21 protein-coding genes are annotated in these 20,014 nt (G+C 60.9%); 15 read left to right on the top strand and 6 right to left on the bottom strand.

Annotated elements, in window-relative coordinates:
- Positions 1-29: 29 nt before the first annotated feature.
- Positions 30-2,996, bottom strand: coding sequence for an acyl-CoA dehydratase activase (locus tag AAEU42_RS07605; protein WP_342232942.1), 2,967 nt, complete (start codon positions 2,994-2,996; stop codon positions 30-32).
- Positions 2,997-3,241: 245 nt separating this feature from the next.
- On the opposite strand from AAEU42_RS07605, the gene AAEU42_RS07610 reads away from it, so the two are divergent.
- Genes AAEU42_RS07610 through AAEU42_RS07625 form a run of 4 tightly spaced genes read left to right on the top strand, consistent with a single transcriptional unit; the run spans position 3,242 to position 5,623 of the window.
- The gene (locus AAEU42_RS07610; protein ID WP_342232943.1) at positions 3,242-3,562 is read left to right on the top strand and encodes a PadR family transcriptional regulator; all 321 of its coding nucleotides are present in this window, start codon (positions 3,242-3,244) and stop codon (positions 3,560-3,562) included.
- A complete protein-coding gene (locus tag AAEU42_RS07615; protein WP_342232944.1) occupies positions 3,555-4,133 on the top strand; it encodes a DUF1700 domain-containing protein in 579 nt (192 codons plus the stop codon). Before AAEU42_RS07610 ends, AAEU42_RS07615 begins: the two co-directional genes overlap by 8 nt.
- Positions 4,130-4,951: a DUF4097 family beta strand repeat-containing protein gene (locus tag AAEU42_RS07620; RefSeq protein ID WP_342232945.1), complete on the top strand. Its 822-nt coding sequence runs from the start codon at positions 4,130-4,132 to the stop codon at positions 4,949-4,951. The genes AAEU42_RS07615 and AAEU42_RS07620 overlap by 4 nt, the downstream gene beginning before the upstream one ends.
- A gap of 18 nt (positions 4,952-4,969) precedes the next feature.
- Positions 4,970-5,623, top strand: coding sequence for a hypothetical protein (locus AAEU42_RS07625; protein ID WP_342232946.1), 654 nt, complete (start codon positions 4,970-4,972; stop codon positions 5,621-5,623).
- Positions 5,624-5,676: 53 nt separating this feature from the next.
- Here the strand turns inward: AAEU42_RS07625 and AAEU42_RS07630 are convergent, their stop codons facing one another.
- Positions 5,677-6,996: a sodium-dependent transporter gene (locus AAEU42_RS07630; RefSeq protein ID WP_342232947.1), complete on the bottom strand. Its 1,320-nt coding sequence runs from the start codon at positions 6,994-6,996 to the stop codon at positions 5,677-5,679.
- A 563-nt stretch (positions 6,997-7,559) separates the two neighbouring features.
- Between AAEU42_RS07630 and AAEU42_RS07635 the strand changes: the two genes are divergently transcribed.
- The 6 genes from AAEU42_RS07635 to hprK all read left to right on the top strand — a co-directional run bounded on the left by AAEU42_RS07635 (position 7,560) and on the right by hprK (position 11,209).
- On the top strand, positions 7,560-7,880 hold the full coding sequence (locus AAEU42_RS07635; protein ID WP_342232948.1) for a hypothetical protein: 321 nt from the start codon (positions 7,560-7,562) through the stop codon (positions 7,878-7,880).
- Between the two features lie 20 nt (positions 7,881-7,900).
- Positions 7,901-8,086, top strand: a complete 186-nt coding sequence (locus AAEU42_RS07640; RefSeq protein ID WP_342232949.1) for a ferritin family protein — start codon at positions 7,901-7,903, stop codon at positions 8,084-8,086.
- A gap of 15 nt (positions 8,087-8,101) precedes the next feature.
- Entirely contained in the window at positions 8,102-8,353 is a 252-nt protein-coding gene (locus AAEU42_RS07645; RefSeq protein WP_342232950.1) for a spore coat protein, read from the top strand.
- 134 nt (positions 8,354-8,487) lie between these two features.
- Entirely contained in the window at positions 8,488-9,675 is a 1,188-nt protein-coding gene (gene nifS, locus AAEU42_RS07650; protein WP_342232951.1) for a cysteine desulfurase NifS, read from the top strand.
- Positions 9,676-9,696: 21 nt separating this feature from the next.
- Complete coding sequence (gene nifU / locus AAEU42_RS07655; RefSeq protein ID WP_342232952.1) at positions 9,697-10,137, top strand: Fe-S cluster assembly scaffold protein NifU; 441 nt, start codon at positions 9,697-9,699, stop codon at positions 10,135-10,137.
- A 103-nt stretch (positions 10,138-10,240) separates the two neighbouring features.
- Positions 10,241-11,209: an HPr(Ser) kinase/phosphatase gene (gene hprK / locus AAEU42_RS07660; RefSeq protein ID WP_342232953.1), complete on the top strand. Its 969-nt coding sequence runs from the start codon at positions 10,241-10,243 to the stop codon at positions 11,207-11,209.
- 51 nt (positions 11,210-11,260) lie between these two features.
- Here hprK and AAEU42_RS07665 read toward each other — a convergent pair whose 3' ends face one another.
- Both AAEU42_RS07665 and AAEU42_RS07670 read right to left on the bottom strand, forming a co-directional pair.
- Positions 11,261-12,499 carry a DUF4179 domain-containing protein gene (locus tag AAEU42_RS07665; protein WP_342232954.1) on the bottom strand — a complete coding sequence of 413 codons (1,239 nt, stop codon included), beginning with the start codon at positions 12,497-12,499 and terminating at the stop codon, positions 11,261-11,263.
- Positions 12,483-12,980, bottom strand: a complete 498-nt coding sequence (locus AAEU42_RS07670; protein ID WP_342232955.1) for an RNA polymerase sigma factor — start codon at positions 12,978-12,980, stop codon at positions 12,483-12,485. The genes AAEU42_RS07665 and AAEU42_RS07670 overlap by 17 nt, the downstream gene beginning before the upstream one ends.
- A 119-nt stretch (positions 12,981-13,099) precedes the next feature.
- Here AAEU42_RS07670 and AAEU42_RS07675 point away from each other — a divergent pair, with 119 nt between their 5' ends.
- The 5 genes from AAEU42_RS07675 (at position 13,100) to AAEU42_RS07695 (ending at position 17,863) form a co-directional block, all read left to right on the top strand.
- Complete coding sequence (locus tag AAEU42_RS07675) at positions 13,100-13,426, top strand: hypothetical protein (RefSeq protein WP_342232956.1); 327 nt, start codon at positions 13,100-13,102, stop codon at positions 13,424-13,426.
- A gap of 262 nt (positions 13,427-13,688) precedes the next feature.
- The gene (rpsB, locus tag AAEU42_RS07680; protein ID WP_342232957.1) at positions 13,689-14,414 is read left to right on the top strand and encodes a 30S ribosomal protein S2; all 726 of its coding nucleotides are present in this window, start codon (positions 13,689-13,691) and stop codon (positions 14,412-14,414) included.
- An 86-nt stretch (positions 14,415-14,500) separates the two neighbouring features.
- Positions 14,501-15,415: a translation elongation factor Ts gene (gene tsf / locus AAEU42_RS07685; protein WP_342232958.1), complete on the top strand. Its 915-nt coding sequence runs from the start codon at positions 14,501-14,503 to the stop codon at positions 15,413-15,415.
- A 181-nt stretch (positions 15,416-15,596) separates the two neighbouring features.
- Positions 15,597-16,559, top strand: a complete 963-nt coding sequence (locus AAEU42_RS07690; RefSeq protein WP_342232959.1) for a D-2-hydroxyacid dehydrogenase — start codon at positions 15,597-15,599, stop codon at positions 16,557-16,559.
- A gap of 404 nt (positions 16,560-16,963) precedes the next feature.
- Positions 16,964-17,863 carry a hydroxymethylglutaryl-CoA lyase gene (locus AAEU42_RS07695; protein WP_342232960.1) on the top strand — a complete coding sequence of 300 codons (900 nt, stop codon included), beginning with the start codon at positions 16,964-16,966 and terminating at the stop codon, positions 17,861-17,863.
- Positions 17,864-17,969: 106 nt separating this feature from the next.
- Here AAEU42_RS07695 and AAEU42_RS07700 read toward each other — a convergent pair whose 3' ends face one another.
- Both AAEU42_RS07700 and AAEU42_RS07705 read right to left on the bottom strand, forming a co-directional pair.
- Positions 17,970-19,463, bottom strand: coding sequence for a hypothetical protein (locus AAEU42_RS07700; RefSeq protein WP_342232961.1), 1,494 nt, complete (start codon positions 19,461-19,463; stop codon positions 17,970-17,972).
- A complete protein-coding gene (locus tag AAEU42_RS07705; RefSeq protein ID WP_342232962.1) occupies positions 19,456-19,986 on the bottom strand; it encodes a sigma-70 family RNA polymerase sigma factor in 531 nt (176 codons plus the stop codon). The genes AAEU42_RS07700 and AAEU42_RS07705 overlap by 8 nt, the downstream gene beginning before the upstream one ends.
- Positions 19,987-20,014 lie beyond the last annotated feature (28 nt).

The following is a 20,014-nucleotide window of genomic DNA, read 5'->3' on the forward strand; positions in this document are numbered from 1 at the left end:
AGTTTCCTTTCCGGAGCGGGTTTGCCTTATTATGCGGGGTCTCTCTGGGCGCTTTCTTTTGCCGAAGTGACCGCCCGTGCGTCCATGGCTGCCATGAGGGAGCGGATGCGGATCTTCACGGCGCCCAGGTTGTTGATGTCGTCGATTTTCAGCTGGGTATAGAGCTTGCCGCCCTCTTCCAGGATGGAGCGGACCTCGTCGGCGGTGATGGCGTCGGTGCCGCAACCGAAACTCACGAGCTGGACAAGCTGCATGTCCGGCTGGGTGCACACATACCGGGCCGCGTTGTACATCCGGGACTGGAAGGTCCACTGATTGAGCACCTTCCGGGACTCGTAGCCCTCCAGATGGGAGATGGCGTCCTCGGTGATGAGGACGAAGCCCTGGCCGGTGATGAGGTCGTTGATGCCGTGGTTGATCTCCGGGTCGATGTGGTAGGGTCGTCCGGCCTGGACCAGGATGGGCAGGCCTTGGGCCCTGGCCTGGGCTACGTAGCTCTGGCCGGTGGCCCAAAGGTCATGCTTGTAGGCGTCGTAAGCGTCGAAGGCGGCCCTGGCAGCGGCCACGGTCTCCTTTTTGGGGATGGAGAACTCTTCCTCCATCAGCTTGGAGATGCGCTTCTCAAAATCCTTGTGCCGCCACAGGCCCACATAGGGGAAGAGGAAGCGGGTCTGCTTCAAAACCGGCACGTTGGCCGCCAGCAGCTCGGGGTAATAGGCCACCACGGGGCAGTTGTAGTGGTTGTCGCCGATGCCCTCGTCGTAGTTGTAGGACATGCAGGGGTACCAGATGGCGTCCACCCCCATCTCCACCAGGGCTTCCACGTGGCCGTGGAGGAGCTTGGCGGGGTAGCACACCGTGTCCGAGGGGATGGTGTGCTGGCCCTTGAGATACAGCTTCCGGGAGGACTCGGGGGAGAGGACCACCTCAAAGTTGAGGCGGGTGAAGAACTCGTACCAGAAGGGGAGGTTCTCGTACATATTCAGGCCGAAGGGGATGCCCATGGTGCCGCGGACCCCGCTGCCGGCCCCCTTGCCCTCCATGGCCCGGAGTTTTTGATATTTGTAGGCCCCCAGGTCGGGCAGCTCCGCTTTTTCCTTGCCCAGAGGGCGGGAGCAGCGGTTGCCCGAGATGAAGCGCCGGCCGTTGTCGAACTGGTTGACGGTGAGGGAGCAGTGGTTGGTGCACAGCCCGCAGGTGGTGGGCTTAGCGGTGTGGGTGAAGGACTGCAAAGCCTTTTCACTTAACAGCTCGGACCGCTCCAGACCCAGATCCCGGGCGGCCAGGGCGGCGCCGAAGGCCCCCATGAGCCCGGCGATGGTGGGCCGGATGACGTCCCGCCCCAGCTCCTGCTCAAAGGCACGGAGGACGGCGTCATTCAAAAAGGTGCCTCCCTGGACCACGATGTGCTTGCCCAGGTCGTCGGCGTTGGCCGCCCGGATGACCTTGTAAACGGCGTTCTTCACGATAGAGATGGACAGACCCGCGGAGATATCCTCCACGCCGGCCCCGTCTTTCTGGGCCTGCTTCACTGAGGAGTTCATGAACACGGTGCAGCGGGAGCCCAGGTTCACCGGCCGGGGGGAGAAGAGGCCGATCTTGGAGAATTCGGCGATGTCATAGCCCAGGGCCTTGGCGAAGGTCTCGATAAAGGAGCCGCAGCCGGAGGAGCAGGCCTCGTTGAGCATAATGGAATCCACGGCGCCGTTGCGGATCTTGAAGCACTTCATGTCCTGTCCGCCGATGTCGATGATGAAGTCCACGTTGGGATTAAAGTGCTTGGCGGCGTTGTAGTGGGCCATGGTCTCCACCAAGCCCAGGTCGCACTGGAAGGCGTTCTTGATGAGATCCTCGCCGTAGCCGGTGACGGCGGCGCCCTGGATGCTCACCCGGCCCCCGGCGCGCTTGTAGATTTCCCGGAGCTGTTCCAGCACGATGGACACAGGGTTGCCAAGGTTGGAGTGATAATAGTGGTAGAGGATGCCGCCCTGGGGGTCGATGAGGACCATCTTTGTGGTGGTGGAGCCGGCGTCGATGCCCAGCCAGGCGGGACCGGAATAAGTGGCCAGATCGGCCTCGGGAGGGTGATTGGCGTTGTGCCGGGCCAGGAAGGCGTCGTATTCCGCCTTGTCGGCGAAGAGGGGGGGCATGGTGTCCAGGGCCTCGGTGGCGTCCACGCTCTCCTCCAGCAGCTTCAGGCACTCGTCGAAGGGCCGGGCGGCGTAGTCGGTGGAGCAGAGGGCGGCGCCCATGGCGGCAAAACAGTCTCCGTCCTCCGGGAACACGGCGTGCTCCGCATCCAGGTCCAGAGTGTCCACGAACCGCTCCCGCAGGCCCTTGAGGAAGTGGAGGGGGCCGCCCAAAAAGACGATCTTGCCCTTCAGCTCCCGGCCCTGGGTGAGGCCGGCCACAGTCTGGTCCACCACCGCCTGGAAGATGGAGGCGGCGATGTCCTCCTTCTGCCCGCCCTGGTTGAGGATGGGCTGGATGTCGCTCTTGGCGAACACGCCGCAGCGGGAGGCGATGGGGTAGATCTTCTCATGCTTGAGGGACAGGGTGTCCAGCTCGTCGATGGAGACGTTCAGCAGGGAGGCCATTTGGTCGATAAAGGCCCCGGTGCCGCCGGCGCAGGAGCCGTTCATCCGCTCCTCCAGCGCGCCGCCGAAGAAGATGATCTTTGCGTCCTCGCCGCCCAATTCAATGACGGCGTCGGTACCGGGAACATAGGTGTTGACGGCGGCGGCGGTGGCGTAGACCTCCTGGACGAAGTCGATGCCGCTGGCCTTGGACACCCCCAGACCGGCGGAGCCGGTGATGACCATATGTACGTTTTTGCCGGAGAGCATATCGCCGATGGACCGCAGGGTCTCGGCGGCCCGCTCCCGGGTCTTGGAAAAATGCCGCTCGTAAGAGCGGAAGAGCAGTTCGTTCTGCTCACCCAGCACAACCACCTTAACGGTGGTGGAGCCGATATCGATGCCGACGCGAAGGTTCATAAATACACCTCGAATAGGTTGCTAACCATAATTACTTAGCCTATATTCTATCGCAAAAGACCGCAAATGACAACTGTTATTTCATACGGAAATAGAAGGAAAAGACCGTCCGTTTCCGCCCTGGCGATAACGGGTGATGGTATTTCTTACAGGTTGCTTAATAGTTTCTTAATCAATATAGCTTGACACTGAATATTATACGAGATATAATATTGACGAAATCAAAAAAGGAAGGTGGGGAGACAATGATATTCCAGCTGACCTCGCCACTGCTGGACGGCTGCGTGCTGGCGATCCTGGACCAGGGAGACGCCTATGGATACAGCCTGACCCAGCAGCTCAAGCAGGAGATCGACATCTCCGAGTCCACGCTTTACCCGGTCCTGCGCCGATTGCAGCGGGAGGGGTGCCTGGCGGTATACGACCGGCAGTTCCAGGGACGGAACCGGCGCTACTACACCATCACCCAGTCGGGCCGGGAGCTGCTGGCGGACTGCCGGAGAGACTGGGCGGAGTTCAACGGCCGAGTGAATCAAATCTTGTCAGGAGGTGCGCGGGATGAATAGGGAGACCTATATGAGAATTCTGAGAGCCCAGCTCGCCGGCCGGATGCCGGTCAGCGACATGGAAGACATTTTGCGCTTTTATGAGGAATATTTCGAAGACGCGGGCCAGGACCGGGAATCCTCCGTCATCAACGAGCTGGGCTCCCCGGAGCGGCTGGCCCGGCAGATCTTGGGGGAGCGGGCCACCGAGGGCCTCACCGCCGCGGCGGACGCGGCGTATCAGGGCCGCCGCACCCCTGACTACACCCCCAAGCTGGGGGGAAAGCTGCCCGGCTGGGCCTTCGTGCTCCTGGCTATTCTGGTGTTCGCCATCGCCACGCCCCTGTGGGGCGGGCTGCTGGGCGGACTGGGGCTGGCTGGCCTCATCTGTGTGGGCGTGGGGTTCGGGGTCGTGATCGGCAGCTTCACCAAGCTCACGCTGGCCGCCGGGCTCTATCAGGCGGGGGGCGGGCTGATGGCCTTCGCCATCGGGGCGCTACTGCTTCTGGCGGTGGTGGTCCTGGTGTGGCTCATCGTCAAGGGCGTGCGCTATCTGTGGAATGAGTTAGTGGAGAGGGGCGAGCAGGCATGATGAAGAAAGTGAGCAAGATCGTCCTTATCGCCGCCGGCGCCGTATTCGCGCTGGGTCTGGTCCTCCACCTGGTGGGCGGCGCCATGGGCGGCCGGCCGGAGACCGATAGAGGCCTGCGGGACTGGGCCTATACCTGGCGCGGACATTGGACGGGCTGGAACCACTGGGGCGACTGGGTGGATTGGGTCGATTGGGACGACTGGGATACCCCCGTTATCGGCAGTCCCCAGGACGTGACGGTAAAGGACCTGGAGGCGTTTACACAGCTGGATGTCTCCATCGACTTCGGCGACGTGGACGTGGTGGAGGGTACCAGCTTCGGCGTGTCCCTGTACAGCAGAAATATCAGCAATTATTCCCTACACTATGAGAACAAGGACGGCACCCTGAAGGTGTGGAGCGAAACGGTGCAGAACATGCGTAACCGCTTTGGCAGCAACGCCTCCGCCGGAGTAGTGGTCACCATTCCCAGAAATACCACGTTGACAAAGGTGGATCTGGACAGCGATATGGGCGACGTGACCTGGTTCGCCGCCGCCACCGCAGAAAAGGCGGAGCTCTCCACGGAGATGGGTGACGTAAACTGCGACAACCTCCTCGCGGCGGAATTGGAGGCAAAGACAGAGATGGGCAACGTGGACGTGGGATTCCCGGAGAGAAACGGCGTGAGCTATGAGCTCTACACCGATTTGGGGGAGGTCACGCTGAATGGGGTGCGCCAGCACGCCTATGTCTCCCATACGGCCTCAAATCAGCGCTACTATGTGCAGGCCCACACCGAAATGGGCGACGTGGACGTGGACTTGGACTTGGACTGATGAAATGTGAGGTGCGGCATGAAGAAATTAACCTCTGTCTTTTTGGCCGGTGTCCTGCTTCTGGCTGCCTTAGGGTGTGTGAAGGCCTATCAAAAATCGAGCGGTTCCGAGGCGGAATTTGAGGCGGCCGCCGTCTCCTATTACGCGGGGCAGGATTCCCGGGCCTATCGGATGCTGAACAAGTCGATGTTCAGGCAGCTGCTAAATAACGGCTGGCTGAAAAATCTCGAGGACATCCAAAACGCGAGATGGAACTATGACACCTTTACGGAATATACGGTCCTGGACCGGGACCCGGAGTTGACGGAGGAACCGCTGTACTGCTGTACCTTTTCCGCCGATGACGGCAGATGCGGCTATCTCGTGGTGGCCTATACTGGAGACGCCTTGAAACGGATTGATACGGTGAAAATGCCATATCTGTATGATTTCCTGGGAAACGCAGATGCAATTACTGGAGACGCTTTGAGGCGGATTGATACGGTGGAAACACCATATCTGTATGATTTCCTGAGAAACACGGATGCGATTCGGGAGGAGCTGGGCAAAACGGAGCTTGATCTATCCTCTGCCGCCGCGTCACGGGTGCAATTCAAGGACGACCAGGGCGTGTCCGCCGAGGGTATTTTGTTTCAGGACAGCGCGGGAAGAGAATACCTGTACCACTTTTAAAGAAAAAAGCAGGGCGCCGGAATATTCCGGCGTCCTGCTTTTTGTTGTTTGATTCACCCGATGCCGTGGAACACGAAGCCCAGCACCAGGATGAGGATGGTGAGGGGGACGTACAGGTACTTGGCGCAGGGCCCGAAGAGGGGGGAGAGGGGCTTGGTCCGTCCCAGCTCCAGCTCCCGGCGGATAGTGGGCCAGCCCAGCACGTAGTAGACTGCGATAGCGCCCAGCATGGCGCCGATGGGTACCACCACGATGGTGATGAAGTCCATCCAAGAGCCCACCAGGGGTTCGGCCTCCAGGAAGACGCCCACCGCCAGGACGATGCCGCCGCACAGCAGGACGGCGGCGGTGCGGGAGAGTTTGAACTTATGCTGCCAGCTCTCGCACACGGCCTCGAACATATTGATGAGGGAGGTGAGCCCGGCGAAGATGACCGAGACGAAGAACACCACGGCAAAGACCCGGCCCAGCGGCATCTGGGCAAAGATCCCGGGGAGGGTGATAAAGAGGAGGGAGGGCCCGGCGGAGGGGTCGATGCCGAAGGAGAAGACGGCGGGCATGATGGCCAGGGCGGAAAGCAGGGCGGCGCAGGTGTCGAAGAGGGCGGTCCGAAGGGCGGCGCCGGGGATGTCGGCGTCCTTGTTCAGATAGGCGCCGTAGACGATCATACCGGAACCGGTGATGGACAGGGAGAAGAAGGCCTGGCCCATGGCCATGACCCAGGTATAGGGATCGGCCAGCGCGGACCAGTCGGGGACGAAGAGGAAGCGGTACCCCTCGGCGGCGCCGGGCAGGAAGCCCACCCGAACGGCCACCACCAGGAAAAGGACAAAGAAGAGAGGCATCATGATCTTGCTGGCCTTCTCAATACTGCCCGCCGCCCCCAAAAGGAGCAGAAGGCATACCACGGCCACCACGATGATATGCCAGGGCAGGCTTCCGAAGCTGCCGGTGGCCTGTGAGAAGAAGTCCGGCTCCGAGAGAAGGGCCCCGGTGACCGCCCCAGCGGCGGAGCGGACCACCCAGCCCACAATGATGGCGTAGCCGATGGCGATGCCCAGAGAGCCCATCAGAGGGATCCACCCAAGGGCCCCGCCGGTCTTTTCCCGGCCCCGGGCCTTGAAGCAGTAGGCGTAAGCGCCCAGAGTGCCTGTCCGGGCCAGCCGCCCGATGCCGAACTCGGCGGACAGCCCCACCCAGCCGAACAGGAAGACAAAGAAGAGATAGGGGATCAGGAATGCCGCGCCGCCATACTGGCCCAGGCGGTATGGGAACAGCCAGATGTTGCCCAGCCCCACGGCGGAGCCCACGCAGGCCAGTACGAAACCGAGGGAGGAACTGAAACTCCCGTTGCGGTGGGTATCTGAAGCCATGAAATGCTTCCTCCTTTTACAACACATCACTTTAAAGTCCAAAAGACACAAACGATATTATAGCGGAAGAGAAGCATTTTGGCAAGTCGGGTTGGCCGCGTTGCGTGGATCAGGCCCTCCCGCCCTTGCGGCCAAACAGGATCCAGGAGCACAGGATGGCTTCCCGGAAGAAGCGTATCTGGCGGAAAAACGCTCCAGCTCTCTGCGAAAGCTGCTGGGAGGGACCTGCTCCTAAAAAAGCCGGGCACTTTCGACCTCTTGAAAAGACATGCCTATCCCCGGGGCCGAATATACTTTTCGAGGGGTGATATGCCATGGAGTGGAGCTTCGACGGCCCAAACGGTGCGGTAACGGTGCGGCAGGAGGGAGAGCGGGCCATCTGTCAGGCCATCCGGGGCCCAGACGGAAGGGGCCTTTATAAGGCATGGCTCCAAGGGAAAAAAGGCCGTTTCCTGCTGGGGACCCTCATCCCGGAAGGGGGCGCGTTGCGCCTCCGCCGGTCCGTGCCGGTGGCCCAGATCGAGCGACAGGGCGCCTGGCCTCCCGTGGGGGCTGAAATTGTCATGGCCTATCCCTTTCCGGACAACCGTCCTCCGGAGGGTTGGCAGTGGGTGGACTGTCCGGCCCGGCTTTTGGGGGACAGTCTTCTGGCTCAATCCGCCAGCCATCTGAAACGAGCCTTGACACGCAAAGACGAGCAAGGGTTTTTCCTTGCCATTCCATTTGATACAAAAGCGCCCTTTCCCCTGTGCCCTCTTTTCTGCCTGAGCTGGCCGGAGCGCTTGAACGGTGCGTGGTATATCCTCTTTCGTTTTTCCCGAAAAGGCTGGCCGGAATTTCCGCATATTTCCGGCGCCGTGGGAGAAGCTATGGGCGAAGCCTGAAACAAAAGGAGGGAAACCACATGGCCAATCTCAGCGCGAAAGAACTGTCTGCGCTCAGCGACCAGTTGAATTTCGAAAAGGTGCTCTGCTGCAAGTACCAGGCCGCCGTCCAGGAGGCGGAGGACGCCCAGCTCAAAACCAGCTTCCAGCAGTACGCCGACCAGCACCGTCAGAATTTCAACTGCCTGCTGAACTATCTGCAGTAAAAGGGGGAAATATCCATGAACGATCAGGAACGGATCACAGACCTTATCCTCACGGAGAAGAAAATGAGCACCAACTACGACACCTTTGCTTCCGAATGTGTCAACGTTCAGCTGCGGGACGAGTTCCTCAAGATCCTGAACCAGAGCCATCAGACCCAGACCGACCTGTTCCAGGCGGCCCAGTCCAAGGGCTGGTACAAGGTGGAGCCCGCGCCCGCCAGCAAGATCAGTGAGGCCTATAACAAGTTTAACGCCGAAAAGCCTTGAATCCAAACGGGCAGGAGATGGGTTTCCATCTTCTGCCCGTTTTTTTTCTTGACAAATCGGTTTCCCGTGGCTATAATCATAGTAAACATATAGGAATTAAGGATAATAAAAAAGACCGAAAGGAGTTATGATATATGCCGAAAACCATTTACGCCGACTACGCCGCCACCACGCCCCTGTCCAAGGCGGCCCGACAGGCGATGGAACCGTATTTTGGAGAGCGGTTCGGGAATCCGTCCAGCCTCTACGCCTTCGGACAGGAGGCCAAGACCGATCTGGAGGCGGCCCGGGCCGATATCGCCCGCTGCCTGAACGCCAGGCCGGAGGAGATCTATTTTACTTCCGGCGGCTCCGAGGCCGACAACTGGGCCCTGAAGGGGGCGGCGGAGCTGCGGAGCAAGAAGGGAAAGCACATCATCACCACGGCCATCGAGCACCATGCCGTTCTTTACACCGCCCAGTACCTTGAAAAGCAGGGCTATGAGGTCACCTATCTGCCGGTGGACGAACTGGGACGGGTGGACCCCGAAGCGGTGCGCGCCGCGATCCGCCCCGATACGATCCTGATCTCGGTGATGGCCGCCAACAATGAGATCGGCACCGTGGAACCCATTCCGGCCATCGGCGCCATTGCCCGGGAAAAGGGTATCCTGTTCCACACCGACGCCGTCCAGGCGGTGGGGCATATTCCGGTGGATGTGCAGGCGTGGAACTGTGACCTGCTCTCCTTCTCCGGCCATAAATTCCACGGCCCCAGGGGGATCGGCGGGCTCTACATGCGCAAGGGCCTGCGGCTGCCGCCCCTCATCCATGGCGGCGGACAGGAGCGGGGCCTGCGCTCCAGCACAGAGAACGTGGCGTCTGCCGTGGGTATGGCCGCCGCTCTCACGGAATCGGTGGCGGAGATGGAGGCGGAATCCCGCCGCCTGTCCGCCCTCCGGGACCGTCTGCTGGACGGGTTGTCCCAGCTTCCTTATGCCAAGGTCACCGGGGATCGGGAAAACCGTCTGCCCGGCACCGCCTCTCTGGTCTTTGAGGGGGCGGAGGGAGAGGCCCTGCTTCTCCACCTGGACAGCCGGGGCATCCGGGCCTCTTCCGGCTCGGCCTGCTCCTCGGCCTCCCTGGACCCTTCCCACGTGCTGCTGGCCATCGGCCTGCCCCACGAGGTGGCCCACGGCTCTCTGCGGCTCTCGCTGGGGCGGGAGACCACGGAGGAGGATGTGGATGATGTTTTGAAGGAAGTGCCCCAGGTGGTCGCCTACCTGCGGGACATGTCCCCGGTGTGGGACGCCAAGCTTCAGCGGCCCGTGTGGTACGCGTAAGAGAAAGGAGCGCATGAAGATATGCTGTATTCAGAAAAAGTGATGGACCACTTTGAACATCCCAGGAACGTGGGCGAGATCGAGAACGCCGACGGGGTGGGCCAGGTGGGCAACCCCAAGTGCGGGGACATTATGAAGATGTATCTGAAGATCGATGACGGCGTTATCACTGATGTGAAGTTCAAGACCTTCGGCTGCGGCTCCGCCATCGCCACCTCCTCCATGGCCACCGAGCTCATCATGGGCAAGCGGGTGGAGGAGGCCCTCCAGCTCACCAACGCCGCCGTGGCCGAGGCTCTGGACGGGCTGCCCGGCTATAAGATGCACTGTTCGGTGCTGGCGGAGGAGGCCATCAAGGCCGCCCTGGCCGACTATTACCAGCGCCAGGGGCTTCCCGTGCCCGAGGCGTGCAAGCTGCCCTGTGAGGACGAACACGGTCACGGCTCCTGCTGCTGCGGGTGACAGGCCGGTGAAGAAGAACGGCTTCCCCTTGGGGAAGCCGTTCTTTACTTCGTTTTGATCCGGTGGTATACTAAACACAAGAGACCACACAGGAGGGAACGCCATGGAGAGCCTATACAGCGTGAAATTGTCCAAGCTGGTGGAGGAGTACAGCCTGGACGTCCTGCGCAAGGGGAAGGGGTACGAGAAATGCCTCATCCGCACCGAGGACGTGAACCGGCCCGGGCTTCAGCTCATCGGCTTTTTCGATTACTTTGACCCCATGCGGCTCCAGGTGCTCGGCAAGGTGGAATCCACGTTCCTGGAGGGCATGACGGCGGAGGAGCGGCGTAAGAGCTTTGAACAGCTCCTGGCCCAGGACATCCCCGCCCTCATCCTCACCCGGGGCATGGAGCCCTTCCCCGAGTGCATGGAGATGGCGGAGAAGTATGACCGCACGCTTCTGTGCAGCCAGGATACCACCTCCGCCTTCATGGGGGCCCTCATCTCCGGCCTGCGGACCTACCTTTCCCCCCGCATCACCCGCCACGGGGTGTTGGTGGAGATCTACGGTGAGGGCGTCCTCATCCTGGGCGAGTCCGGGGTGGGCAAGAGCGAGACCGCCATCGAGCTGATCAAGCGGGGCCACCGGCTCATCGCCGACGACGCCGTGGAGATCAAACGGGTGGCCTCCCACCAGCTGGTGGGCAGCGCCCCCGAGCTGATCCGCCACTACATGGAGCTGCGGGGCATCGGCGTTGTGGACGTGCGGCGGCTTTTTGGTGTGTCCGCAGTCAAAGACGAGGCCAATATCGACCTGGTGGTGAACCTGGAGCAGTGGCGGGACGGGGCCATGTACGACCGTCTGGGCCTGGAGGAGCTGAACACCACCATCCTGGACGTGCAGATCCCGGCCATCACCATCCCGGTGAAGCCGGGGCGGAACCTGGCGGTCATCGTGGAGGTGGCGGCCATGAACAACCGCCACAAGAAGATGGGCTACAACGCCGCCCAGGCGTTTACCGAGCAGATCAACAAGCACTTCGACGAGGCCATGGCCGCCCAGGCCCAGCAGGACGACGAGGAGAGCTGAAACGGTTCAAATGGACAGGCCGCCGGCGGATGCCGGCGGCCTGTTTTTGACTTACATGGTCTGTTTCCAGTTCTCGTTGACCTCGTTCCAGTAGGTTTTGTTGTAGAAGTATCCGGGATAGAACATAAAGTGGACGATTCTGCCCACCTCGTTTGGCCGGTCCTCCACGGGGTCGTTATCCCCCACAAAGACGATGTCCTCGATCTCCGCCACGTCGATGGGCCGCTCCAGCTGGAAACCCACATGGTCGGCGCGGAAGAACCGCCCGCCTGCCTCATCCACCTCTCCCGGCTCGGTGTAGAACCAGTCCAGCTTGCCATAGCGTTCCTCATACCGGGCACTGACCCTGGTGCCGTCCCGCAGAAGCACGTACACCGACCAGGGCCCCTGGGCCTCGAAGGCCGCGTCGTAGGCGTCCCAGTCCGGGATGACGAGGTCCATAGAGAGGGAGATGGGGGAGATGGTCAAATCCTCCACCACCGCCATGGTTGCGCCGCCCAGCTTGACCGGGGCCCGTCCGCCGAAGGAGTAGGTCTGGGTGTCCGTTGGGATGGGGGTGACCACCTGGATGTCCATGCCCTCCAGCACCGTCTTCAGCGTCCCCCCCTGGGTGGCGTAGAGGTTGGAAATGCGGTCGAGCCGGCAGTAGCGGGCCTGTTCCGGCAGGCCCCGGTCCGTGGTCATCACAGCCAGCAGGGGGATCACGTTGTCCGTCGGGTCCGGGTCCGTGAGGGCCTCCACGTGGTACCCCCATCCGCTGTCGGGGACGGCGTGCCGGGTGCAGCCCTCGTCGGCGTAGAGGGAGATGTCCAGGGCGAGGTCGACGCCGATGTCCTCATCCCGTTCGCCGCCCAGCCAATAGCCATAGGCGCTCAAGCCGTCCCCGCGCTCCGGCTCGGGCAGGACGGTTCCCGCCGGGGCGGCGAAGTCCATGAGGATATAGAGCCGATCCTGGTCGGCCACCACTTCCCGCACGGTGATCGCGGCGCCGGTACCGTTTTTATCGGGAAAGGTCTTTTCCACGGACAAAGCCCCCAGATTTTGTGCCTGGGCCTCGTCGGTGATGCCGAAGAGCTTGCGGAATTCCGGAGACAGCCCGGCCAGGGACACCGCCCCCGCCGCGCCGATGAGCAGGGAGACCGCCGCCACCAGCGCCACCAGGGCGCGGGGGGAGAGGCGGGGCCCGCTCCGGGCCGAAGGCTCCTGTTCCGCGGTCAGCCGGCGGACCAGGGTTTCTTTCTGCGCCTCGGAGAAGCGCAGCCGTTCCAATTCATCAGGATAACGTGCCATAGCCCAATTCCTCCAATCCTGCCTTTAATTTCTGCCGGGCCCGCTTCATCCGGGCCCTTACCGCGTCGGGGCGAAGCCCCAGCAGTTGGCCGATCTCGTTGGTGTCGTAACCCATATAGTAGTAGAGTACCAACACTTGCCTGTCCGGAAGGGGGAGGCGCTGGACCTCCTCCAGGACCCCGCCCTCCTCCGGCTGAAAAGCGGGCTGTTCCGGCACGTCGTCCAGCGCCGCCGTCCGCCTGCGCCAGAGGCTTCGGCGCAGGTTTTTGCAGGCGTTGATGGTTACCCGCACCAGCCAGGCCCGCTCATGGGCCTGGCTCTCAAACGTTCCGGCATAGTCCAGACGCTTGAGGAGCACCTCCTGGCAGACGTCCTGGGCGTCCGGAACTGAGTTCAGCAGGGAATACCCCAGCCGCAGAAGCTGGTCTGAGTAGGTCTCCACCAAGCGCCGGGCCAGAGCGTCCTTGCTTTCTTTCAACATGTTGCTCCCTCCTTTCCTCAAAAAGGTTTTTCCTGTCAAAATAATTACCTGCACTATTTTCTTGTATAACGCTCTGCTTTTTGTTACTATTTTGAATAAGGAAAAGAGGGGGGACTGTCGTGCTTGCGTTTCTTGGCGGGCTTTTTGCTTTAGCTTTTGTGATTGTCATTTTTCAGTCCCTCTTTCAGCGTGCTCTGCACGGTAAACCCTATGCGGAGATCTACGACCCGGAAACGGCAAAAGCCGAGGCTCTGGCCGCATGGGAGCGGCATATCTACACCACACAGGAGGCCTCCGATCAGGCCAAGAGTCGAGCCCTTACTTGGGCGGAATGCACTGGTTTCAAGTCCAAAGAAGATGCCCTGGAAGAATTGGATTATTGGATCGAGCATGGCCTGCCCGGTAGTCCAGGGAATCCCATTGAGCGGTATAAAAACCGAGGGTAAAAGGCAATATGTTCTTTTGCTTACAGAACGCGTTCACCTATCATACACCGCAAAAGGACAAAACGTGACGCTTGTCTTGATTTTTTCAAAAAAGGTTCTCGAAAGGGAAAAAATACTTGCGTTTCGGGGCAAGCTGTGGTAAACTACCAAGGCATGTGACCAGAACACACACCCCAGGGATGGCGGTCTTGTGTCCCGCAAGGGATAGACCCGGCCAGATGACCAGGGTGGAGGCACAACAATTAAAGGAGGAAAACAAACTATGGCAGTCGTATCTATGAAGCAGCTTCTCGAGGCGGGCGTCCACTTCGGTCACCAGACCCGCCGGTGGAACCCCAAGATGGCCACCTACATTTACACCGAGCGCAACGGCATCTATATCATCGACCTGCAGAAGACGGTGAAGAAGCTGGAGGAGGCCTACAACTTTGTCCGTGACGTGTCCGCCGAGGGCGGCACGCTTCTGTTCGTGGGCACCAAGAAGCAGGCCCAGGAGGCCATCAAGGAAGAGGCCAACCGCTGCGGCATGTACTTCGTCAACGCCCGCTGGCTGGGCGGCATGCTCACCAACTTCAAGACCATGCGGGGCCGTGTGGACCGTCTCAACCAGCTTAAGAAGATGCAGGAGGACGGCACCTTCGACATGCTCCCCAAGAAGGAAGTCATGCACCACATGGGCGAGATCGCCAAGCTGGAGAAGTATCTGGGCGGCGTGACCGAGATGCGCAAGCTCCCCTCCGCCATGTTCGTGGTGGATCCCCGCAAGGAGCGCAACGCCATCAACGAGGCCCGCAAGCTCCACATCCCCATCGTGGCCATCGTGGACACCAACTGCGACCCCGACGAGATCGACTACGTGATCCCCGGCAACGATGACGCCATCCGCGCCATCAAGCTCATCTCCGGCGTGATGGCCAACGCCATTCAGGAGGGCCGCCAGGGCCAGGACGCCCCCGTCCCCGCCGCTGAGGCTCCCGCCGAGGCCTGATCCCGCAACAACAGAGAAAACGCGGAGCGCCCGCCCGTGCGCGGGCGGGTGCTCCTTTTATTTAATATTTTTTGGAGGTATATACAATGGCTGCAATTACCGCGAAAGACGTACAGACCCTGCGCGAGAAGACCGGCGTGGGCATGATGGAGTGCAAGAAGGCCCTGGTGGCCAGCGACGGCGACATGGACAAGGCCGTCGAGTACCTGCGTGAGAAGGGCCTTGCCGCTTCTATCAAGAAGGGCGACCGCATCGCCGCCGAGGGCGCCGCGTACGCCGCTGTCATCGACGGCGTGGGCGTGGTGGTCGAGGTGAACGCCGAGACCGACTTCGTGGGCAAGAACGAGAAATTCGTGGGTTTTGTCCACGGCGTGGCCGCCGTGGTGGCCAAGGAGAATCCCGCCGACCTGGACGCCCTGCTGGCCGCCCCCTACGGCAACGGCCGCACCGTGCAGGAGGAGCAGCAGGAGATGGTCCTCGTTATCGGCGAAAATATCAAGGTCCGCCGCTTTGCCCGCTTTGACAAGAACGTCAGCGTGGCCTATGTCCACGCCGGCGGCAAGATCGGCGTGCTGGTGAACCTGGAGACCGACCTGCCTGCCGAGAAGGTGGAGGCCATCGGCAAGGACGTGGCCATGCAGATCGCCGCTCTGAACCCCCGCTTCTGGGATAAGTCTCAGGTGGATCAGGCCACTCTGGACGAGGAGAAGAAGATCATGCTGGTCCAGATGGAGAACGATCCCAAGATGGCCGCCAAGCCCGAGAAGGTCCGTGAGGGCATCGTGGTGGGCAAGATGCGCAAGTTCTACGAGGAGAACTGCCTGCTGCAGCAGGACTTCGTCAAGGACGGCTCCATGAACGTGGAGGCCTATATCGCCGCCGCCGCCAAGGAAGCTGGCGGCAGCGTGAAGTTCGTCGACGCCGTCCGCTTCGAGAAGGGCGAGGGCATCGAGAAGAAGCAGGAGAACTTTGCCGAGGAGATCGCCAAGCTCCAGAAGTAAATTTAACCGATTGGAAAGATCCGAAGTACAATTTCTGTACTTCGGGTCTTTTTTTATAAAATTGGCATGGTAAATGCATAGTTAGGAGGAGAAACCCTTTGCTGTCGGTCCAAAGGGGGAGCGTTGTTTTAAATCTTGCCTTTTGTGATTTACCGAAACAAAAACGGAGGAGGAGAACGCCGTGAAAATCGTAGTGCTGGACGGATACACGGAAAATCCCGGCGACTTGAGCTGGGAGGGACTGGAACGGCTTGGAGCGGTGGCGGTGTACGACCGGACCCCGGCGGGGGATGCGGAAGAGATCCTGCGCCGGATCGGGGACGCGGACGCGGTATATACCAATAAGACCCCGCTGTGCCGGACGGTGATCGAGGGCTGTCCTCGGCTGCGTTTTATCGGGATGCTCTCCACTGGATACGACGTGGTGGACTGCGCCGCGGCCCGGGAGCGGGGCATCCCGGTGTGCAACGTGCCCTCCTACGGCACCCGTGCGGTGAGCCAGTTCGCCATGGCACTGCTGCTGGAGATCTGCCATCATGTGGGCCATCACGACGCCGCCGTCCACGCCGGCCGCTGGAGCGGGGGAGCGGACTGGTGTTTTTGGGACTATCCTCTGATGGAGCTGGCGGGGAAAACCATGGGGATCGTGGGCTTCGGCCGGATCGGCCAGGCCACGGGACAGCTGGCCCGGGCTTTCGGCATGGAGGTGCTGGCCTGTGACACCCGTCCCAGCGGGACGGGGCGGGCGCTGGCCCAATATGTGAACCTAGACGACCTGCTGGCCCGGTCTGATGTGGTGGTCCTCCACTGCCCGCTCTCCGCGGAGACGGCCGGACTGATCCGGGCGGAGAATATCGCGAAGATGAAGGAAGGGGCTATTTTGATCAATAACAGCCGGGGCGGCCTGGTGGTGGAGGCGGATCTGGCCCGGGCGCTGGCGGAGGGAAAGCTCTCCGCGGCAGGGCTGGACGTGGTGTCTACAGAGCCCATCCGCCCCGACAACCCGCTGCTCACGGCCCCGAACTGCCTTATTACGCCCCACATCAGCTGGGCGTCCAGGGAGAGCCGCCAGCGGTTGATGGACACGGCGGTGGACAACCTGGCCCGATTTCTGCGCGGGGACGCGGTCAACGTGGTAAACTAATAATTTAGGGACAAAAGGACCGGGCGCTCTTTTGAGCGCCCGGTCCTTTTGTCCTTTTCAGGGGGGCATAAGAAAGCGCCTGAAGTCAATTCCCTCAATTCAGCCTGCTCCACTTTGAGCCGTTTTTGTTTCAAAACAGCAAAAATAGAAAAAAGTGAAACAACAATAAGGGATGTCATAGAGGTTCGTTTTCTCTGAGAGAGGAGCAAGGAAAGGGTTTTGAGAAAAATTGTTGGAACAGACGGTTGAAATGAGGGGCGATGCGGCGAGGAAAAAGAAAGCAGTCTCATTTGTCTCTGGTTTGGCACGTGGAATGCTAAAAGAAAAGATAGAGCTATCATGGTGGGGCCGGTAACGGTATGCCGCGCCTTCGTGAACCGTGCCGAAAAGGAGAGAAATCGAACATGGAACAGAAATTTGATATTGTGGAAGTGGGCCCCAGAGACGGATTTCAAAATCTGAAGGAGTATATGCCGGCGGAACAAAAGCTGGCTGTTATCGACGCTCTGGCGGCTTCCGGCGTGCGGCATATGCAGGTCACTTCCTTCGTCAGTCCCAAAGCTATCCCTCAGATGCGGGACGCCGCCCAGGTGGCCGGGGCCTGTCTGGAGAGGTACCCCGGCCTGGACCTCTTTGCCCTGGTGCCAAACTTTCGGGGGGCCCAGTCGGCGGTGGAGGTCGGGCTTCACAAGGTGACCAACGTTATCTCCCTAAGCGTCAGCCATAACAAGGCCAACATCAACCGTACCCACGACGAGTCTTTTGCCGAGCTTCAGAAGATCAAGGATCAGTTTCCGGAGCTGGAGGTCTGCCTGGACGTGGCTACTGCCTTTGGCTGTCCCTTTGAGGGGAAATACCGCGGTGTGGAGCCTCTGCTGGCTTTCTTGAAACGGGGGTGGGACTGCGGCGTGCGGACCTTCAACCTGTGCGACACGGTGGGCCTGGCCGACCCGGGACAGGTGCGCCGGTTTCTCCTGGCCTGTCGATCCGAATATCCTGCTGCCCGGTTTGAGGTACATATCCACGACACCCGGGGCATGGGCCTTGTGAACACGCTGGCGGCGGTGGAGGCCGGGGCCGACGGAGTGCAGTCCACTCTGGGCGGGCTGGGGGGCTGTCCCTTTGCTCCGGGCGCCTCGGGCAACACCGCTACGGAGGATCTCGTCCTGATGTTCAATGAGATGGGCTATGACACCGGCATCGACTTCGACAAGATCCTGGCGGCGGCAAAGGCCGAATTTGCCATGATCGAGGGCAGCTTCAGCGGCCATAATCTCCATGTCGGGAAAAGGCCCTGCTGCTGAGAAGCAATAAAGGGAATAAGCTCAACTCCCAGATGATAAAACTCCCTTGCCGCGGAAGCGAAGCCGCGGCAAGGGAGTTTTTATCTGCTTTTATGGGAGCGGCTGTTTATGTTCCGTCTCCGTCATTGGCGTAGGTCTCGTGGCGGGAAAGGGTCTCAAAGGTGGTGTAATACTGCTTCTTATTGTCATTCCCCAAAAATCCGGCAAAAATCTGGTCGACCGGGTCCTGGTATGGAAAGCGCAGAGGGCCGGTGACCCGTTGATAGTTCAGGCTCAGACAGGACAGCCATTGATCCTCGGGAAGGGAAAAGCTTACCGTGAGCCAGCCCCGCCGCCGGTCGGCCCCGGCGGGATAGTTCACTTTGCCCGAGAAATGTTCCAGGGTATATGAGCCAAAGAAGCCCTGGCCGGTGCGGGTGCTCTGTTCCAGTTCCGGGATGGGCGCCGCCCAGGTCAGGCCGTCCTTTTCATAGAGGAGAGCCCCGGCATAGCCGGAGGTCTGGGCGTCGTCGATGGACAGGGAAAAGCCGTCGGTCCAGAAGGGGCTGTGGTCGTCGCCGTAGGCGTGGTTTTCCCACTCGAAAAAGACACAGGCGTGGAAACGGTTATCCGGCAGCTGCACCACCGCGGAGGTCACGTTCAGGTTGCTGTTTCCCGGTTCGTCGCGATACTCGTAGATCAGGTCATAGGTGTTGTATCGGGGCTCACTGTGGGGATCGAACATCAAAAGCTCCTGGCTCGTGTCTACAAAAACCGCCCCGGCCATCTGCTCCACCTCGCTGTCGGGCAGATCGGCCAGCAGCCCGGCGGGAAAGCCAAGAGACTCCAGGCGTTGCCGGGTCTCCGAGACAGCGGGGGGAACATAGGGTCTGCTGTCCAGAGGCAGGTGGGCGGAGGCGAGATTGCACGCCAGCGTCAGCAGGAGACAGCCCAGGAGATACCACAGGCGGACCGTTCTGTCACTCACCCGGACCGGCGCGTCGACAAGGGCGTATCCGGCGTCCCCCAAACTGTCGGGGAGATCATAGAGGGAGCGGCAGAGATAGATATAGAACGCGACGGTGGGAAGGAAGGCCAGCCAGCTCTGGGACAGGGGAGAGACCGCCAGGAAGGCGACCACTACCGTCCAGACCGCCATGCCCAGCAAGGGGTCCTTTTCCTGGGCCACGCCCGCCTTTTGAAAGACTTTCCTCAACGCCTGCCGGAACAGGAGGAAGAAGCCGCTTTGCAGACAGACGGTGAGCACGATGACCCAGGGAGCTCCGGTCTCTACCGCCGGGGCCTGCCAGGGGGTGGCGGCCTCCAGGAGGGAGAGGGCCTGTCCCGCCATTTTCAGCCCGGAGAGGAACCAGGCGGCGGTGAACCATCTGTTTTCCCGCCGCAGGGAGCGAAAGCCCAGGAACAGCAGGAGCGTGCCCACGGTGGGGAGGATATATTCCAGCCATAGGAAGTTCAGATGCAGCGTGGTGAGGGCCAGACCCAGGGCAATCCGCTGGATGGGGCCCTCCCAGGGGTTGGCCAGGTCGTTGTCGCCGGGGGGGAGGGCGGATAAGTCCTCGGTCAGCAGCGCGTCAAATCTCAGATCGTCCCGCTCATTCATACCCTTCACCTCCTAACTGGTCCCGGAGCTTCCGGCGCAGGCGGTAGAGCCTGCCTTCCACGGCGCGTTCGGTCATGCCCAGCTCGGCGGCGATCTGGGCGGTGGATTGGAGATAGTAGTACTTTCGGTAAAAGAGCAGCCGGTCGCCGCGCTCCAGCCGGGCGACCACCTCCCGCAGCCGCCGGGTCCGCTCCCGGCGGAGCAGGACCTCCTCCGAAGAGGGGGCGGAGCCGTCGCGTTCGTCCAGCGTCTCAGTGTCGGCCCGCTTCCGTTTCAGCCGGTTGAGGGCTGTGTTTCGGGAAACAGCGGTGAGCCAGGTGGAGAGCTTGCCTTTCTCAAAGTTATACTGGTCAAAATGCGCCCAGACCTGAAGATAGATATCGCTGGCGCACTCCTCCGTGTCCCGCTCATCCCGCAGGATGCCCCGGACCACATACCGTACCAGATTGCCGTATTGCTCCTGAAGGAGCCGGAGGCCCTCTTCGTTGCGCTCGCGCAGGAGTTGGATGACGAGATCCTCCACTGACTCACCTCCCTTGGGCTTCTCTACC

This window comes from Pseudoflavonifractor phocaeensis (genome assembly GCF_038439875.1).
In the GTDB taxonomy this organism is placed as follows: domain Bacteria; phylum Bacillota; class Clostridia; order Oscillospirales; family Oscillospiraceae; genus Vermiculatibacterium.

What these genes read in the sequence shown, in the direction of transcription:
- nifU (WP_342232952.1), top strand. Translation starts at nt 9,697, where the DNA reads ATGCTGTATTCAGAAAAAGTGATGGACCACTTTGAACATCCCAGGAAC.
- AAEU42_RS07610 (WP_342232943.1), top strand. Translation starts at nt 3,242, where the DNA reads ATGATATTCCAGCTGACCTCGCCACTGCTGGACGGCTGCGTGCTGGCG.
- hprK (WP_342232953.1), top strand. Translation starts at nt 10,241, where the DNA reads ATGGAGAGCCTATACAGCGTGAAATTGTCCAAGCTGGTGGAGGAGTAC.
- AAEU42_RS07665 (WP_342232954.1), bottom strand. Translation starts at nt 12,499, where the DNA reads ATGGCACGTTATCCTGATGAATTGGAACGGCTGCGCTTCTCCGAGGCG.
- AAEU42_RS07625 (WP_342232946.1), top strand. Translation starts at nt 4,970, where the DNA reads ATGAAGAAATTAACCTCTGTCTTTTTGGCCGGTGTCCTGCTTCTGGCT.
- AAEU42_RS07645 (WP_342232950.1), top strand. Translation starts at nt 8,102, where the DNA reads ATGAACGATCAGGAACGGATCACAGACCTTATCCTCACGGAGAAGAAA.
- AAEU42_RS07635 (WP_342232948.1), top strand. Translation starts at nt 7,560, where the DNA reads ATGGCCTATCCCTTTCCGGACAACCGTCCTCCGGAGGGTTGGCAGTGG.
- nifS (WP_342232951.1), top strand. Translation starts at nt 8,488, where the DNA reads ATGCCGAAAACCATTTACGCCGACTACGCCGCCACCACGCCCCTGTCC.
- AAEU42_RS07605 (WP_342232942.1), bottom strand. Translation starts at nt 2,996, where the DNA reads ATGAACCTTCGCGTCGGCATCGATATCGGCTCCACCACCGTTAAGGTG.
- tsf (WP_342232958.1), top strand. Translation starts at nt 14,501, where the DNA reads ATGGCTGCAATTACCGCGAAAGACGTACAGACCCTGCGCGAGAAGACC.
- AAEU42_RS07695 (WP_342232960.1), top strand. Translation starts at nt 16,964, where the DNA reads ATGGAACAGAAATTTGATATTGTGGAAGTGGGCCCCAGAGACGGATTT.
- AAEU42_RS07640 (WP_342232949.1), top strand. Translation starts at nt 7,901, where the DNA reads ATGGCCAATCTCAGCGCGAAAGAACTGTCTGCGCTCAGCGACCAGTTG.
- AAEU42_RS07700 (WP_342232961.1), bottom strand. Translation starts at nt 19,463, where the DNA reads ATGAATGAGCGGGACGATCTGAGATTTGACGCGCTGCTGACCGAGGAC.
- AAEU42_RS07615 (WP_342232944.1), top strand. Translation starts at nt 3,555, where the DNA reads ATGAATAGGGAGACCTATATGAGAATTCTGAGAGCCCAGCTCGCCGGC.
- rpsB (WP_342232957.1), top strand. Translation starts at nt 13,689, where the DNA reads ATGGCAGTCGTATCTATGAAGCAGCTTCTCGAGGCGGGCGTCCACTTC.
- AAEU42_RS07670 (WP_342232955.1), bottom strand. Translation starts at nt 12,980, where the DNA reads ATGTTGAAAGAAAGCAAGGACGCTCTGGCCCGGCGCTTGGTGGAGACC.
- AAEU42_RS07630 (WP_342232947.1), bottom strand. Translation starts at nt 6,996, where the DNA reads ATGGCTTCAGATACCCACCGCAACGGGAGTTTCAGTTCCTCCCTCGGT.
- AAEU42_RS07620 (WP_342232945.1), top strand. Translation starts at nt 4,130, where the DNA reads ATGATGAAGAAAGTGAGCAAGATCGTCCTTATCGCCGCCGGCGCCGTA.